Source organism: Corynebacterium marambiense (genome assembly GCF_016342275.1).
Lineage (GTDB): Bacteria > Actinomycetota > Actinomycetes > Mycobacteriales > Mycobacteriaceae > Corynebacterium > Corynebacterium marambiense.
On the sequence record NZ_JAEIOT010000016.1, the window covers coordinates 130,134 to 146,194 of the forward strand.

The 16,061-nt window shown below is 65.1% G+C and carries 18 protein-coding genes; 8 read left to right on the forward strand and 10 right to left on the reverse strand.

Translation table 11 applies throughout. From position 1 onward, the window contains the following. Window positions 1–53: 53 nt before the first annotated feature. Window positions 54–500: a DUF3499 domain-containing protein gene (locus JDV76_RS11965; RefSeq protein WP_198737130.1), complete on the reverse strand. Its 447-nt coding sequence runs from the start codon at window positions 498–500 to the stop codon at window positions 54–56. A 93-nt stretch (window positions 501–593) separates the two neighbouring features. Between JDV76_RS11965 and JDV76_RS11970 the strand changes: the two genes are divergently transcribed. Beyond that, window positions 594–1,049 (forward strand): metallopeptidase family protein, encoded by a 456-nt coding sequence (locus JDV76_RS11970; protein WP_198737131.1) that lies wholly within the window; start codon window positions 594–596, stop codon window positions 1,047–1,049. 72 nt (window positions 1,050–1,121) lie between these two features. Here the strand turns inward: JDV76_RS11970 and JDV76_RS11975 are convergent, their stop codons facing one another. The 4 genes from JDV76_RS11975 to rfbD all read right to left on the reverse strand — a co-directional run bounded on the left by JDV76_RS11975 (window position 1,122) and on the right by rfbD (window position 4,816). Beyond that, on the reverse strand, window positions 1,122–1,370 hold the full coding sequence (locus JDV76_RS11975; protein WP_198737213.1) for a WhiB family transcriptional regulator: 249 nt from the start codon (window positions 1,368–1,370) through the stop codon (window positions 1,122–1,124). 502 nt (window positions 1,371–1,872) lie between these two features. Continuing rightward, window positions 1,873–2,964, reverse strand: a complete 1,092-nt coding sequence (manB, locus tag JDV76_RS11980) for a mannose-1-phosphate guanylyltransferase (protein WP_198737132.1) — start codon at window positions 2,962–2,964, stop codon at window positions 1,873–1,875. Window positions 2,965–3,033: 69 nt separating this feature from the next. Beyond that, window positions 3,034–3,924: a glycosyltransferase family 2 protein gene (locus JDV76_RS11985; RefSeq protein ID WP_198737133.1), complete on the reverse strand. Its 891-nt coding sequence runs from the start codon at window positions 3,922–3,924 to the stop codon at window positions 3,034–3,036. A gap of 4 nt (window positions 3,925–3,928) precedes the next feature. After that, the gene (rfbD, locus tag JDV76_RS11990) at window positions 3,929–4,816 is read right to left on the reverse strand and encodes a dTDP-4-dehydrorhamnose reductase (RefSeq protein ID WP_198737134.1); all 888 of its coding nucleotides are present in this window, start codon (window positions 4,814–4,816) and stop codon (window positions 3,929–3,931) included. A gap of 119 nt (window positions 4,817–4,935) precedes the next feature. Between rfbD and JDV76_RS11995 the strand changes: the two genes are divergently transcribed. From JDV76_RS11995 to JDV76_RS12025, 7 genes are all read left to right on the forward strand, one after another. Then, the gene (locus JDV76_RS11995) at window positions 4,936–6,516 is read left to right on the forward strand and encodes an LCP family protein (protein ID WP_198737135.1); all 1,581 of its coding nucleotides are present in this window, start codon (window positions 4,936–4,938) and stop codon (window positions 6,514–6,516) included. 34 nt (window positions 6,517–6,550) lie between these two features. Next, a complete protein-coding gene (locus JDV76_RS12000) occupies window positions 6,551–7,207 on the forward strand; it encodes a TIGR03089 family protein (RefSeq protein WP_198737136.1) in 657 nt (218 codons plus the stop codon). Between the two features lie 29 nt (window positions 7,208–7,236). Further along, window positions 7,237–8,268, forward strand: a complete 1,032-nt coding sequence (locus JDV76_RS12005) for an ABC transporter ATP-binding protein (protein ID WP_198737137.1) — start codon at window positions 7,237–7,239, stop codon at window positions 8,266–8,268. A gap of 275 nt (window positions 8,269–8,543) precedes the next feature. Next, window positions 8,544–9,872, forward strand: coding sequence for an ABC transporter substrate-binding protein (locus JDV76_RS12010; protein WP_198737138.1), 1,329 nt, complete (start codon window positions 8,544–8,546; stop codon window positions 9,870–9,872). 261 nt (window positions 9,873–10,133) lie between these two features. Next, on the forward strand, window positions 10,134–11,204 hold the full coding sequence (locus JDV76_RS12015; RefSeq protein ID WP_198737139.1) for a carbohydrate ABC transporter permease: 1,071 nt from the start codon (window positions 10,134–10,136) through the stop codon (window positions 11,202–11,204). Next, the gene (locus tag JDV76_RS12020; RefSeq protein ID WP_198737214.1) at window positions 11,204–12,025 is read left to right on the forward strand and encodes a carbohydrate ABC transporter permease; all 822 of its coding nucleotides are present in this window, start codon (window positions 11,204–11,206) and stop codon (window positions 12,023–12,025) included. The genes JDV76_RS12015 and JDV76_RS12020 overlap by 1 nt, the downstream gene beginning before the upstream one ends. Window positions 12,026–12,065: 40 nt before the next feature. Next, on the forward strand, window positions 12,066–12,284 hold the full coding sequence (locus tag JDV76_RS12025) for a hypothetical protein (RefSeq protein WP_198737140.1): 219 nt from the start codon (window positions 12,066–12,068) through the stop codon (window positions 12,282–12,284). A 22-nt stretch (window positions 12,285–12,306) separates the two neighbouring features. Here JDV76_RS12025 and JDV76_RS12030 read toward each other — a convergent pair whose 3' ends face one another. The 5 genes from JDV76_RS12030 to JDV76_RS12050 are packed head-to-tail and all read right to left on the reverse strand — an operon-like array spanning window position 12,307 to window position 15,986. Then, entirely contained in the window at window positions 12,307–12,786 is a 480-nt protein-coding gene (locus JDV76_RS12030; RefSeq protein ID WP_198737141.1) for a YdcF family protein, read from the reverse strand. Beyond that, on the reverse strand, window positions 12,783–13,319 hold the full coding sequence (gene purE / locus JDV76_RS12035) for a 5-(carboxyamino)imidazole ribonucleotide mutase (RefSeq protein ID WP_198737142.1): 537 nt from the start codon (window positions 13,317–13,319) through the stop codon (window positions 12,783–12,785). Before purE ends, JDV76_RS12030 begins: the two co-directional genes overlap by 4 nt. Before the next feature lie 47 nt (window positions 13,320–13,366). Continuing rightward, the gene (locus tag JDV76_RS12040; RefSeq protein WP_336244261.1) at window positions 13,367–14,629 is read right to left on the reverse strand and encodes a 5-(carboxyamino)imidazole ribonucleotide synthase; all 1,263 of its coding nucleotides are present in this window, start codon (window positions 14,627–14,629) and stop codon (window positions 13,367–13,369) included. 32 nt (window positions 14,630–14,661) lie between these two features. Next, the gene (locus tag JDV76_RS12045) at window positions 14,662–15,129 is read right to left on the reverse strand and encodes a hypothetical protein (protein WP_198737143.1); all 468 of its coding nucleotides are present in this window, start codon (window positions 15,127–15,129) and stop codon (window positions 14,662–14,664) included. A gap of 8 nt (window positions 15,130–15,137) precedes the next feature. Further along, window positions 15,138–15,986, reverse strand: a complete 849-nt coding sequence (locus JDV76_RS12050; protein WP_376992988.1) for a biotin--[acetyl-CoA-carboxylase] ligase — start codon at window positions 15,984–15,986, stop codon at window positions 15,138–15,140. Between the last annotated feature and the right edge of the window lie 75 nt (window positions 15,987–16,061).

Sequence of the window (16,061 nt, forward strand, 5' to 3'; positions counted from 1 at the left end):
ACGCCCGCCCGTACCCGGTTGCTTCCGGAGTCAGGGACTAATGGAAAGACGTGTCACCGGTCGATCTGTTCCACAGCTCCAGAGTGCCCCTCGTCGGGATCTGGGACGACATGGAGGTGGGATCGACGGCGTTGTCGGGCGGCCTGAATGCGGGGCATCCGACGAGCGGGATGCCGGGAGTCATCGCCCGGCTGCGTCGGGCCCGGGACTTCCGGAACGAGACCGGAGGTGGGCCTGCCTGCCTCCCGGACGGCCTCCGCCAGCGCAGTGAGATCGTCGTCTTCACCGAATTCTGGATGAATGTGGTTGAACCGCAGCAGCTCCCACCCGAGAGGTGCTGTGATCGAGACTGCGTGATGGTCGCACAGGTCCCAGCTGTGCGGCTCGCTGTTCGGCGCCAGGGGCCCGATCACCGCCGTTGACTCGGCGTAGGCATACGTCAAGGTGGCCACGGCGGGTTTGCCGCAGCCCGGGCGGGAACAGCGTCGGAATTGGCTCACAGAGACGAAGTCTAGACCCTTGGTTGAGGTTTAGGTAGCCCCTCCCCCGGCGCGCCCCTCAGACGAATCAGTGAGCGCCGTTACGATTGACCCATGTCCATACCGTCACCCCGCAACCGGCGGGGCCGAGGTCCCCGCGGTCCGCTCCTTCCGCCTGGGACTCCCCGCCACCGAAGCGTCAGCCAACGCTTCGACGCCGCGGTCGTCGATGCCTACACGCAGTTGCTGGACGCCTACCCCGACCAACTCCGGAACCTGGATGTCGCGGTGGACACTGTTCCCCGCATGCGCCTCCGCCCCGACATGACCGTGTTCCCCGAGGAAATCGCCGCGGACGGTCCCGTCCCGCTCGGCCGCGTGATTCCGGCAGGCGTCAATTCCCGGGGCCTGCCGACCCGCGCCAGAATCGTGATCTTCAGAAAGCCGGTTGAACAACGTTGCGTCGGCGTCGGCGAGCGTACGGAGCTACTCCGTCACATTCTCACCCAACTTGTTGCGGCACATCTCAACATGGACCCGGCCGACATCGACCCTCGTTTCCACGATTGACCGCACGGATAACCGGAAAATGGAGGATGAACCTCCCACAATCGAGAGACAACACCTCCGGGAAACTATCGCCTACCCGAGCTGTTTCTTCAATCTGCGCCGCTCGCGCTCAGAGAGTCCACCCCAGATACCGAAGCGTTCGTCATTCTCCAGCGCATACTCGAGACATTCATCCCGGACACCGCACGCCTGACAGATGCGTTTCGCCTCACGGGTGGAACCGCCCTTATCCGGGAAGAATGCCTCGGGATCTGTCTCAGCACAGAGCGCCTGCTCCTGCCATTCCTGTTCCACAGCGCCAAACAGTGCATCGAGAGGCATATCCACCCCACGGAGTGTCGGGCCGTCGACAGACGCCCCATCATCGCCATGGTCACTCTGCACGCTACGGAGTGGCGCGTCGGACACGTAATCCTCCATGGACGCTCCCTTCTCCTGATTAGCGATGGACAATGTACAGAGCTGGCCGATACCCGGACGCCGGACCTCCGCCCCCAAATCCGGAGCGATGACTGATGGGATAGGGGAACAGTCGACCGGACAGCCAGTTACATAAGTGTGATTACACACGGGCCCCTAGATATCGTCAACCCGCGGAGGGGCTATTTTTCGCCGCGTGCACGTTTGCCCAGGAAGCAAATCACATTAGTCACAGCAGTCACACGGCAGGTATATCGGGGGTAAACCAAGGGTGTCCCACATATAGTGGCTTCACGGTCGTCAGGTCGCAACTGGTCGAACTCACTGCGTGTCGCAACCAGGATCGAGACCCCAAGAGTGTTAGCACTCCCCGGGCCTCCATTCAGCGGAACACCTCGGACAATCAGGCGTCCGACGAGAACCTTATTCCACCGTCCGGGATGGTGACGCCCGGCCACACGCGCATGCCGTTCCGCAACTCGCAACGAGCCCCGATCTGGGCACCCTCCCCGATCACCGCGTCGAAGATCCGGGCATTCGGCCCGATGTGAACACCCGATGCGATGATGGAATTCTGGATGATCGCACCCGGTTCGATGGTCACGCCGTCGAACACGACCGTATCGTCCAAGCGGCACCCGGCGCCGATCTCGGTTCCCCGGCCTACGGACGTGCCACCGAGCAACAGAACCCCGTCCTTGACACCTGCGGACTCATGAACGAGGGACTCCCCCGTCTTTCCCTCGAGCAGCGGTGACGGAGCGATTCCCCGCACCAGGTCACTGGATCCACGGACGAAGTCATGGGGGGTTCCCATGTCCCGCCAGTAGGCGTTGTCGACATGCCCGTACACCCGGCAGCCGTCTTCGAGGAGGCGCGGGAATGTCTCCCGCTCGACGGAGATATTCCGGCCCGCGGGAATCTCCTCGATGAGTTCGCGCCGGAAAACGTAGCACCCCGCGTTAATCTGGTCGGTCGGCGGGTCTTCGGTCTTCTCCAGGAAGTTTTGCACCCGCCCCTCACCGTCGGTGGTAACGCACCCGTAGGCACGCGGGTCAGCGACGCGGACGAGATGCATCGTCAGGTCGGCGTTCTTCTCGGTGTGAGTGTGGAGAATCGCACCGAGGTCGGTTCCCCCGAGCACATCACCGTTGAACACCATTACCGTGTCGTTTCGGAGACGATCATAGACGTTCCGGATTGCACCACCGGTACCCCTGGCCGTCTCCTCCACCACGTACTCAATCTCCAGATCCATATCGGAACCGTCACCGAAGTACTCCTCGAACACCTCCGCCCGGAAGGAGGTACCCATGACCACATGAGTGATTCCCGCGGCACGGATCCGGCCGAGCAGATGGGTAAGAAACGGCACGTTGGCTGTGGGAAGCATGGGCTTCGGCGTGGAAACGGTGAGCGGCCGCAGCCGGGTTCCCTTTCCTCCGACGAGAATGACGGCGTCGGTGGCCTGAGCTAGCTGATGGGTGTCAGTCATCTGTTTTCTTTCTTCCAATCGGTTTTCCGGGTGACAGTACCGCATCTGCAGACTGTTCGGTGGGGACGGTCAGCGGCGTCGTGGAAACAGCCGGGATACCGCCAGGGACACCGCGGCCCGGGTTTTCAGCCCCAGCCAGAGCACGATCCGCAGCGGCGCCATCCACGATGCGGCGTGCCGGTCGGCCTGAAAACGGTAGGCGCTGTCGTGGTGCGCGGGGAGCATGAGCTCGAGGTGCACGTTGGCGGAGTGTCCCTGATCGTGTTCGATCAAGGACGCAGGACAGTAGATGTTGTCCCAGCCCGCGCGGCCGAGCCGGTCACCGAGGTCGACGTCCTCGAGATACATGAAGTAGCGTTCATCGAAACCTCCGATGGCGTCGAAAGCCGCCCACCGGAGAAGAAGACATGATCCGGAAAGCCACCCGGCCGCGTGCTCAGTGTCCATGTCCGTGTCCGCCCGGTACGCAGCGGTCCAGGGGTTCGATGGCCAGATCCCGGAGAACAACGCGTGCCCAACCCCGTTCCTCAGCGTGGGTACCGCCCGTGCTGAGGGATAGGTGCCACCGTCCGTCTGGCGGATCCGGGGCCCGACGGCTCCGGCGAGCCGATGTCTGCGGGCGCACGCGAGCAGCTCATCGATACTGCCGGGACCGAAGGTGACGTCAGGGTTGACGACGATGAAGAAGTCCGGGTCGATCTCACCCCGGTCACGCCGGGTCCGCAACATCCGGGCGGCGACGTTGATCGCGCTACCGTATCCGAGGTTGCCCCCGGTGCGCAGCAGTTCGACGTTCTCCCGCGCCCCGGCGGCCTTCTCTGGAACACCGTCGGTGGAGCCGTTGTCCGCCAAAATGACCTGCACCTCCCGTGCGCTGGCCGCAGGCAGGGAACAGAGGAAACTGTCGAGATGCCGGCCTGGCGAATAAGTCACGGTAACAACGGGTAGAGGGAGGGTCACGGGGTCAGAGTCTAGCGCCTACCGCCCGCGCGACGCCGGAGCGCCACTCCGGCAGTTCACCGTATCCGAGAGCGCGCCACGCTCCCGTGTCGAGGACCGACCACGCCGGTCTGGGCGCCAGCCGCGGAAACTCCGCGCTGGAGCAGGGCTCGACCCGTTCTGGATCTGCACCCGCCTCAGCGAATACCTGTCGGGCCAGACCGAACCAATTCGTGTACCCCGACCCGACGGCGTGCAGGACACCCGTCGGCGCCGACCGATCTGACACTAACCGCCATAGTCCACGGGCGAGATCAACGGCATACGTCGGGTTCCCGATCTGGTCGTCGACGACGCGGACCGGGCCGTTCCCTGCAGCGAGCCGCAGCATCGTGCCCACGAAATCGCGGTGCTCCGGCAGCAGGGCACCGGAATAAACCCAAGCGGTCCGCACCACCGTGGCCCGGATCCCCATGGTTTCCGCGATGGTGGCGACGGCACACTCCCCGGCACGTTTGGTTGTCCCGTAGACGCTGTCGGGTTCCGTCGGCGCATCCACCGGCAACGGCACACCCGCGGCGTCCCCCGTGGCGCCAAACACGTAGTCGGTGCTGAGGTGTATAAACCGGGCTCCGGTTTCCGCACACCGCGCGGCCAGGAGTTCCGGAGCACGGGTGTTTAGCGCGTCCACCTCCGGTCGACGCTCCGGATCCTCAGCGGCGTCGACGTCCGTGAACGCCGCCGTGTTGACCACGACATCCGCGCTCTCGAGCGCCCCGCATGCGGCGACGGACTCCCTGGACGTCACATCGAGCGCCTCTCGATCCAACCAAGTGACCTTGATACCGTCGGGCACCGTGAGCTTCAGGGCGGACGCAACCTGCCCGTTGCTTCCGGTGACTGCGACCTCCATGGCATAGACTCCTTGTCTGACAGAGACGTGTATTCCACGTCATGAGGCGGTCCCGGGTTGTCCGGGGATGTCCCCCGCCACCTTAGAACCCTTTTCGTCGACGCAGTTGGAGCTTGCCCGTGTCCGATCACCACCGCCCGGTACGCGACATCCAGCCACCACCGTCCCCGGTACCGGAGCTCCGGCAGGCCGGGCCGAAGCCCCTGCGGATCCTGCTCGCCCTGATGTCCATCGCGGTGCTCGTGGTCTCCGGCATGGGCTACTTCACCGTCGGCCGACTCGGAGACACCGTAGCCGGCGCGAGCAACCTGGATCTCGGCGGCGGCACCAAGGTCAGGAAGGGTGAACAGCTCGACGGCGCCACCGACATCCTGCTCGTCGGTTCAGACTCCCGCTCGGATGCCCAGGGCAATCCCCTCACCCCGGAGGAGGTCGCCATGCTCCGTGCGGGCGACGAGGCGAACGACAACACCGACACCATCATGGTCATCCGGGTCCCCAACGACGGTTCCTCCGCGACAGCGATCTCCATCCCGCGGGACACTTACATCCACGACGACGGGATGGGGAACACCAAGATCAACGGTGTCTATGGCACATACAAGGCGCAGCGTAAGGAGGAACTCGTCGAGAAGGGGATCACCGACGAGAACAAACTAGAGGAACAGTCCAAGGACTCCGGTCGTAAGGCACTGATCAATGCGGTCGCGGACCTCACCGGCATCACGGTCGACCACTACGCCGAGGTCGGTCTTCTCGGATTCGTCCTCCTCACCGATGCTGTCGGTGGCGTGGAGGTCTGCCTCAATGACGCCGTCTACGATGAATTCTCCGGAGCGGATTTTCCCGCAGGCCGACAGAAGCTCTCCGGCCCCGACGCGCTGTCGTTCGTCCGACAGCGGCACGGATTGCCCCGTGGCGATCTGGACCGCATCGTCCGCCAGCAGTCCTACATGGCCTCACTCGTCAACCACGTCCTGAGCAGCAGGACCCTGTCCAATCCGAGGACACTCACCCAACTGGGTGAGGCGGTGAGCCGCTCCGTCATCATCGACGAGGATTGGGACGTGATGAGTTTCGCCAACCAGCTACAGAACCTCGCCGGGGGCCGGGTCAAGTTCACCACCATCCCGGTGACGTCCATCGATGGAGTCGGCGACTACGGTGAGTCCGTCGTCACGGTCAACGTCGATTCCGTCCACCGCTTCTTCGACACCCTTCTGGGGGATGAGAGCGACCGGGAAGGCGCCTCGTCCTCCGTCGTCCAGGACGGGGACCGGACCCCAGTGCCAGAACTGGATGTCCACGTCCTCAACGCGACGACGATCTCGGGCAAGGCGGGCAGGGTCGCGGGTGCGGTCAAGGAACTCGGTTACCGGATCGGCGAGGTCAGCAACGCGCCCGACGGTCTTTATCCCGAGAGCGTGATCGTCGCCGCGGACCCCACAGATCCAGCGGTCAGACTCCTCTCTGAGCAGTTGGGCGGACTTGAGATCACCAAGTCACCCAGCCTCGTCGACGGTGAGGCGGTTGTGGTAGTTGCCTCGGACTGGTCGGGGCCCGTGGGCTCCGAACCCGTCGACGATTCCGACACTTCGTCCAGTACCGACGGCGACGCGGTCGGACAGCCCGGACCGGACCCCGCCCCCACGGCACCGGTTATTGATGCCGGTGGTGACGGACCGAGGTGCGTCAACTAGGACCACTGGCACCGGTTTCACCTAACCTTGGGGCATGGACCTGCTCCGAGATCTGCTGACCGCCGACCCTGGTGTGCCCCGACTGACCGTCTACAACGAAACCACCGGTGCCCGTCTCGATTTCTCCGCGCAGACCCTCGACAACTGGGCGTCGAAGGTGGGGAACATGCTCTACGAGGAATTTGATCTCCAGCCGGGGTCCCGGATCGCGGTGAATCTACCCGCCGGTTGGCAGGCCGTCGCGGTGGTGCTCGGCGCACTCGCCGCCGGTATCGACTACACGATCGGCGCCGACCCCTCCGCCGAGGTTCTGTTCACCTCGCCTGACCGGGTGGACGCATCGTTCACCGGCGACATCGCGGTGGTCACCGACGACCCCTTCGGGCGGGGCGTCGAGGAATGCGGTGGAACCGTCCCGGACGGTGTGGTCGACTTTGGTCCCGTGGTCAGATTCTACGGTGACCAGTTCCCATATCCGACGAAGACGCTGCACCAACTCGTGGGCGACGACGCCGGATTGCCCCCGGCCGGGGCTCGTACCCTGATCACGGGGTGGACCGATGGTGCGGGCTTCACCTCCGGGGTGCTCGCACCACTGGCTGCCGGAGGCTCGGTGGTGGTGGTGAACGGCCCGGTTGACTCAACCCGACTCGAGGCGATCGCCACCACCGAACGGGTGACCCACCGGTGAGAGGTCCGCTCCGCTGCTAGATTTTCCACATGGCTACCGTTCGCTTCGATAACGTCACCGTCCGCTACCCCGGTGCTGAACGCCCCTCCGTCGATACCTTCGACCTTGAGATCGGGGACGGCGAGTTCCTGGTACTCGTGGGCCCCTCAGGCTGTGGAAAGTCCACAACCCTCCGCGCTCTGGCAGGTCTGGAGGAGGTCGAGAACGGGAGCATCACCATCGACGGTCACGATGTAACCCGGGCTGAACCCGCCGAACGGGACATCGCGATGGTCTTCCAGAACTACGCCCTCTACCCCCACATGAGCGTCGCCGAGAACATGGGCTTCTCCCTCAAACTGGCGAAACTGCCCAAGAAGGAAATCGAGGCTAAAGTCCACGAAGCCGCGGAACTGTTGGGCCTCACCCCGTTCCTCGACCGGAAACCGAAGGACCTCTCGGGTGGTCAGCGGCAGCGCGTCGCGATGGGCCGCGCGATCGTCCGGAATCCCAGTGTGTTCCTGATGGATGAACCCCTGTCGAACCTGGATGCGAAACTCCGCGTACAGACCCGTACCGAACTCGCGGCCCTGCAACGCCGACTGGGAACCACGACGGTGTACGTCACCCACGACCAGGTTGAGGCAATGACCATGGGTGACCGCGTCGCGGTGCTCAAGGACGGCATCCTCCAGCAGGTCGCACCGCCACGGGAACTGTATGAACGTCCGATCAACGCGTTCGTCGCCGGATTCATCGGGTCCCCCTCGATGAATTTGATCGCCGCGGATGATCCCGAGCGTGGCCGGGTGACCCTGGGTATCCGCCCGGAGCACGTCCGTCCCCTCGCTGATGGAGAGGCGCAGATCACCGGGACGGTCATCGACGCAGAGGTCGATCTCGTGGAGGAGCTGGGGTCGGAATCGTACCTGTACTCGCACCGGATCGACGCACCGGATGTGACCGTGGTCGCCCGGTTGCGGGACATCCGGACGCCCGCTCGTGGGGATCGCGTCCGGCTGGCCCTCGACATGGACCGGGCACACTGGTTCGACGTGGAGACCGGCGACCGACTGCGGTGAGCACCCCTGGGAGTATCGGGTGAGCATTGTTCCCGCGTGCAGCGACCAAGGGCCCAGACACGGCCCTTCAGCTGCGGAATCCTGGCGATCACTCCCCCGGGGACGGGGCGTGACTCCCCCCACATCCGACATGTGACGGCACCATCCCGTCCGTTTTGAACGGTATCGAAGGTATAGTCGATCACAACCACCCCGGCATGTGTCACACTTCATCGCCCGTACTCAGGGCTATGCGGGAACACACCAGGGAACTCCGAACGAGAGGTAGTCACCTTATGACGATCAGATTCAACCGCAGGACCGTCACCGCCGTCGCAGCCACCGCTTTTCTCGCGGTCGGCGCGCTGACCGCCTGTTCCTCCGACTCCGACGAGGCCACTGAGAAGGCCGGCGACGCGGTCGCCTCCGGAAGCTCCGCGGCCTCGTCCGCCGCGAAGGAAGCGACCTCCGACAAGGAGGGCCGCGGCCCGATCACCTTCGCGATGGGTAAGAACGACACCGACAAGCTCAAGCCCGTCATCGAGAAGTGGAACGCCGAACACCCGGACGAGAAGGTGACCCTCAAGGAGCTCGCCGGCGAAGCCGACGAGCAGGCCGATACCCTGAAGCAGGCGCTGCAGGCCAAGAGCACCGACTACGACGTCATGGCACTCGACGTCATCTGGACCGCCGAATTCGCCGCGAACCAGTGGCTGGAGCCCCTCGAGGGTGACATGGCCGTGGACACCTCCGGACTCCTGCAGTCCACCGTCGATTCCGCGACCTACGTGAACAAACTGTATGCGGTTCCGCAGAACACCAACGGTCAGCTGCTCTTCCGCAACACGGCTCTCGCGCCGGAGGCCCCGGAGAACTTCGAGGAGCTCGCCGAGGCCTGCAAGAAGGTCTCCGAGCAGGACAAGGACTGCCTGACCCTGCAGCTGAAGAAGTACGAGGGCCTGACCGTGAATACGGTCGGATTCATCGAGGGCTGGGGTGGTCACGTCATCGACGCCGATGAGAAGCCGGTCGTTGATTCCGACGACTCCAAGGCGGGACTGAAGGCTCTCGTCGAGGCATACGACGATGGAGTCATCGCCGGGGACTCCATCTCCGCGACCGAGGAGGAGACCAACTTGGCCTTCACCGAGGGACGCACCGCCTTCGCCATCAACTGGCCCTACATGTACGGGAACGCGGAAAAGGACAATTCCGCGGTCAAGGGTGAGTTCGAGGTGCAACCGCTGGTCGCCAAGGACGGTGTCGGTGTCTCCACGCTTGGTGGCTACAATAACGCCATCTCGGTGTACTCCGAGCACAAGGTCACCGCGCGTGACTTCATCGAATTCATCATCTCCAAGGACAACCAGATGAGTTTCGCCGAGGCCTCCTTCCCGCCGGTGCTCGCGTCGATCTACGACGATGAGGATCTCATCAAAGAATTCCCCTACATGCCAGCGCTGAAGGTGTCCCTCGAGAACGCCGTACCGCGTCCGGTGAGCCCCTTCTACCCGGCGATCTCCAAGGCGATCCAGGACAACTCCTACGCCGCGCTGACCGGCGAGAAGAGCGTCGACGACGCAGCGTCCGACATGCAGGCAGCCATGGAGCAGTCCACCCGCTAGTCGGTGTCGGATGAACGGTAATACCGTTCGCCCGAATTCACCATCATGGTGGGAGCGCCCCGGTGGTCGGCACGTCGTCGACCACCGGGGCGCTCCCGTGCGGGCTGTGCATCGTCCGACGTACTCCGCCCCCGCCCCACCCCCGGGTATCCGAGGAGGATGCCCCACCACCACCGACCGACGGGTAGATGTAGTAGACGGATAACCCCACCGGGCCCGGTATGTACCGCCGGCCCCACCACCACCGGACCGAGGAGTTCCATGTCCAGGTTGAAGCAGACCCGCTCGGCGGCCATGCTCATCGCACCGACGATGATCGTGCTCGCCATCGTCATCGGGTATCCCATCGTCCGGGCCATCTGGTTGTCGTTCCAGGCGGACAAGGGCCTTGATCCCACAACGGGCTTCTTCGTGGAGGGGGGCTTCGCGGGACTCCGGCATTACCTGTACTGGCTCACCCAGAGCTGCCGCGCGGGCGGCGGAGAGTACTCCACCTGTCCCCCCGGTGTGTTGTCCACTGACTTCTGGCCGGCATTGCGGATCACCCTCTTCTTCGCGGTGGTGACCGTGAGCCTGGAAACCATCCTCGGCATGTGGATGGCGACGGTGATGAACCGGGAGTTCTTCGGCCGTGGTCTGCTCCGTGCCGCGGTGCTGATCCCGTGGGCGATCCCGACCGCGGTCACGGCAAAACTGTGGCAGTTCATCTTCGCCGATCAAGGCGTGGTGAACGCCGTCCTCGGACTGGATGTACGGTGGACGACCGATCCGTGGGCTGCGCGGACCGCGGTCATCCTCGCCGATGTGTGGAAGACGACGCCGTTCATGGCATTGCTCATCCTGGCGGGGCTGCAGATGATCCCGAAGGACGTCTACGAGGCCGCACGCGTCGACGGTGCCTCCCGGTGGCAGATCTTCACCAGGATCACGCTCCCCCTGGTGCGCCCGGCACTGATGGTGGCGGTCCTGTTCCGTACCCTCGACGCACTGCGCATGTACGACCTCCCGGTCATTATGATCTCCGGGGCATCCAGTTCCCCGACCGCGACGATCTCGCAGCTCGTGGTGGAGGACATGCGACAGAACCACTTCAATTCCGCATCCGCGTTGTCCACCTTGATCTTCCTGCTCATCTTCGCAGTGGCGTTCGTGATGATCCGGTTCCTCGGCGCGGACATCCGCGGCAGTTCCCGGACGGCGAAGGGAATCGCTCCCGCGCCCGTCGGTGAGGCTCCCGCAGCACACAATCCGCTCGTCCTTACCGCTTCTGGTGTCCGTGCCGGAGACACCTCGACCCCCCGCCCGAACCACACCGAAGGAGATGCAGAATGATGAGGAACATCCGCAACTACATCGGTGTGGTGGCGATCCTCGTCTGGGGCCTCGCGCCCTTCTACTGGATGCTGGTCACCGCGCTCCGCGATTCGGACTGGACCTTCGACACGACCCCCTGGCCCACGCATGTCACCCTCGACAACTTCCGGAACGCCCTGGCGACCGATGCGGGCAATAATTTCCTCGCGGCGATCGGGAACTCCCTGATCATCGGCCTGATCACCACCGCTGCCAGCGTCCTCGTCGGCGTCTTCGCCGCGTACGCGCTGGCCCGACTGGATTTCCGGGGCAAGGGCATCGTCACCGGCATCGTCCTGGCGGCCAGCATGTTCCCGGGCATTGCCCTGGTGACCCCCCTGTTCCAGCTCTTCGGTGATCTGGGGTGGATCGGCACCTACCGGGCGCTGATCATCCCGAACATCTCCTTCGCACTGCCGCTGACCATTTACACGCTGGTGAGCTTCTTCCAGCAGCTCCCGTGGGAGCTCGAGGAAGCCGCCCGTGTAGACGGTGCGTCCCGGGGCCAGGCATTCCGACTCGTCCTACTCCCGCTGGCAGCGCCCGCGCTGTTCACGACCGCAATCCTCGCATTCATCGCGGCCTGGAATGAGTTCATGCTCGCCAAGCAGCTCTCCACGACCGCGACGGAACCGGTGACGGTAGCGATCGCGCGCTTCTCCGGCCCCTCGGCGTTCGAGTACCCGTACACCTCCATCATGGCCGCCGGCGCACTGGTGACGGTGCCGCTCGTCATCATGGTGCTGGTGTTCCAGCGCCGCATCGTCGCCGGATTGACCGCGGGCGGCGTGAAGGCCTGATCGACACGTCACCGAACCCGCACCACAGGGAGGATCATCCTTGGCCACGTCCCACCCCGACCGCGACCCGTCGGAGGCCCGCCGCCGGAAACTGCAGCGCGACACTCTCACGGGGTTCGTGTCCTTCTTCGCGGCGGTCGCGCTACTTCAAGCGGTGATCAACGTGACCCGCCCCGAACCGGAGGTGTGGCCCGCGGTCCTCGCCCTGATCCTCGTGCTGACCGCCGTCTGGTTGTGGCGTTCCGGCAGGAGGCGCTGACCGGTCCCGCGGGAACAGTCGTTCAGGCGCGGATGCGCCGCCAGATGATGCGGAGCGCCGAGTGGAGCAGCGCGAAGACCTCGCGGGTCCACAGGTGGGGGATCCTGACGAGCGGGGTCCTCGCGGCGACCATCCGCACGCGGTACCCGTGGTGCCACGCCCAGAGCTTCACCCGGGGGGTGTGGAACTCATTGGTAACCACGATCCACTCCGGCCAGTCGGCGAGTAGTTCGCGGGTGTTCTCAAGGTTCTCGTTGGTGGAGGTCGCACGATCTTCCATGATGATCCGGTCTGCGTCGACCCCGTTGTAGACGAGCCAGTCGCGCATCGCGATGGCCTCCCCGCATCCGGTCACTACGACTGGTGCACCCGGTTGCTGGCGGACCGCGGGAAGTGCCGCGACGAGGCGCTGCTCGAGGGCACGTCCGGGGCGCCCATCGCGGAGCCTGCAGCCGAGGATGACGACCGGAAGTCGGGAACCGTCGGCGACGGGTGGGGTCACTGTCCCAGCAACCGCTCACGCAGTGCCGCATCCTTGGTGAGCACCGCGTCACGCATCTCGTTCTGGTACGCAACCATCCGCTCGACGAGGGCTGGGTCGCCGACGCCGAGGATACGGGCGGCAAGGAGCCCGGCGTTCTTCGCTCCGCCGATGCTCACGGTGGCCACGGGGACACCGGCGGGCATCTGGACGATCGACAGCAGGGAGTCCATGCCGTCGAGGGTCTCGAGTGCCCGGGGGATCCCGATGACCGGCAGCGGGGTCGCCGCGGCGACCATACCAGGCAGGTGCGCCGCACCACCGGCGCAGGCGATGATGCAGGACAGGCCGCGGGTGTGGGCGGAGCGGGCGTAGTCGAGCATGCGCTCGGGGGTCCGGTGCGCGGACACGACACCGACCTCGAAGGGGATGCCGAACTCCGCGAGCATCTCGGCTGCGGGTTCCACGGTGGGCCAGTCGGAGTCGGATCCCATGATCAGGCCGACGAGTGGGCCGGCGGGTCGTTCGGAGGCGCTGCTTTCGGTGGTGTCCATGACCGTCCTTCCGGTGGGCTGGTGGGGGTGCGGGACGAGGGCGTGGGTCAGTCGGAGATCCAGCCGTCCGCCCAGGTCGCGTGGACGAGGTAGTGGGCCGCGAGACGCGCCCGCCTGCGCAGTTCGGGGACATCATCGTCGTGTCCGGGGCCGGCGACCAGGTTGACGTGTCCGATCTTACGTCCTGGGTGCCAGTCCTTGCCGTACATGTGGATCTTCGCGTCGGGGAAGCGGTTCCACACCTCGATCATCCGGTCGTGCATGCTCTGCCCTGGGTCTTCGTCAGCTCCGAGAACGTTGGCCATGACTGTCGTGCCACCGACGGGATCCGGGGAGCCGAGCGGGAGATCGAGGACGGCACGGATGTGCTGCTCGAACTGGCTGGTTCGGGCCCCGTCCTGGGTCCAGTGTCCGGTGTTGTGCGGGCGCATGGCCAGCTCGTTGACCAGTATCCGGGCCTCACCGTCTCCGTCCGCGTGGGTGAGGAAGAGTTCGACGGCGAGGACACCGGTGACATCCAGTTCGTCGGCGATCTCCACCGCGAGTTTCTCGGCCTGTTCCGCGAGTATCGCGGGGAGATCGGGAGCGGGGGCGACGGCCTCGGTGCAGACACCGGAGGTCTGGACCGACTCGACGACCGGCCACGTGGCGCAGCGTCCGGAGGGGGTCCGGGCGACCATCGCCGACAATTCGCGGTCGAGGCGGACCTTCTTCTCCGCCATGAGCGGGATCCCGCGGCCGAGCAGTTCGGTGACCAGCCGGATCAATTCCTCGCGGGTTCCGGGGAACCAGACGCCCTTGCCGTCGTACCCTCCGCAGCGTGCCTTCAGGCAGACCTGGGTGTCAACATCATCGAAGAAGTCGATGGCGTCGTCGACCGACCCGATCGCGGCGAAGGGGGGAACCGGGGCACCGAGAGCACGCAGCCGTTCCCTCATGACGAGCTTGTCCTGCGCATGGACCAGCGCATCGGGGCCGGGTTGGACGTTGACCCCGGCGGCGATCAGCGAACGCAGGTGCGCAACGGGAACGTGCTCGTGGTCGAAGGTGACGACGTTCGCGCCCTCGGCGGCCATCTGGAGTGCCGCGAGATCGGTGTAATCACCGATGACGACATCGGCGGCGACCTGGGCGGCTGATGCGGCGGGGGATCCGGCGAGAAGTCTGACGGACTGCCCCATCTCGATCGCGGCGGTCTGCATCATCCGAGCGAGTTGGCCGTCACCGACGACGGCTACGACAGGCATGCCCGCGGCATGCGCCTCCGGGTTTCCACCGGCTGGGAGGGGATCACGGGGATGGTTACTCACAACGCATAACTATAGCCGTGCAGCTGTTCGGCTCAGGCCAGAGGATCATTGATCATCCGGGCGATCTTCCGAACCTTCGGCAGGCCGCGGTAGTACACGGGGAGATCGCTGTCCTGCAGATACACGGCGAGCAGTCCACGTTCCTTCTCCGCCCAGGTCACCGCGGACATGGCGAGGGAGCGGGGACGTGCACGGAAGCCGTCGGCCCGGAAGATGATGCGCCGGTCGGTGACGATCATCCGGCGACGACGCTTCCGCAGGAGTGGGATCACGAAGCGCCAGAGGACCAGCACCCCCCAAAGGAACACGAAGCCGTTGCGCCACTCCGGCGGCAGGCGCAGCGGCCCCACCCCGTATCTCCCGGCATCCGCGGCATCGAACCAACCGATGACGATCCACAGCACACCGGTGATCACGATCGTCTCCAGAAACGGGAAGATCATCTCCCGGAGCGGCGCTCGCACATCAACGAGGATATGTTCATCAGGTTCTGGAGACATCCGACCACTCATACGGACCTCAGGTGAGTGACGTCTCCGGCCGCCAGTTCGTGGTGAGTTCCGTCCTCGTCGCAGAACAGCAGTCGCCCGTCGTCGGCGACCCCGGTGACGGTGCCGTAGATGGTCCGCTCCCCCTCCGCAGCAGGCACGACCACTTTGGCGCGGGCACCGATCGAGGAGCAGACGCGGCGGTAGTCGACGAGGAAACCGGGTTCGCCGGCCGCCCACTGCGTCAATCGGTGGTGGAGGGCGAGCAGCACATCCCCTGTCAGGAGGGTGCGGTCGAAGGTGTGCTCCGGATCAGCGAGATCCAGGGAGATGGCGTGCGGGACGGGCAGCTCATCTTCCGTGAGGGACACGTTGATGCCGAGCCCCACCACCACCGCGGGGGCATTCGAGAGATTCGCGGCCTCGGCGAGGATTCCGCAGAGTTTCCGCCCTCCGAGCAGCACGTCATTCGGCCATTTCAGCACCGGTTCCAGGGCACCGGGGCAACCGGAGCCCGCGGTGGCGCGTTCGGCGGCGGCTGTGACGGCGTCGATAACCGCGAGTCCTGCCGCCAGCGGCAAGGTTCCGAGACGCCCGAGGCTCGACCGTGGTGGACGGATAAGGACACTGACGATGACCTGGCTACCCGCGGGAGCCGTCCAAACTCTTCCATGACGCCCTCGACCGGCGGACTGGTCCTCGGTGATGGCGGCGGTCCACTCCGGCGCCCCCAGCCCCGACGCAGCGACTAGGTCTGCATTCGTGGATCCGGTCCGCACGGTGTGATCGATGCGATTGTAGGGGCCACCGTCCACACAGCGGCGACGCAGTGCGTCGGTATCGACCGGTTTACGTGGGCTCCGCGAGATCATGCCTGTCACGATAGCGCGTACGCGGCCAGCCGGGCGACACGCCAGAAACCATCGTGGTCGCCAGAAATAACC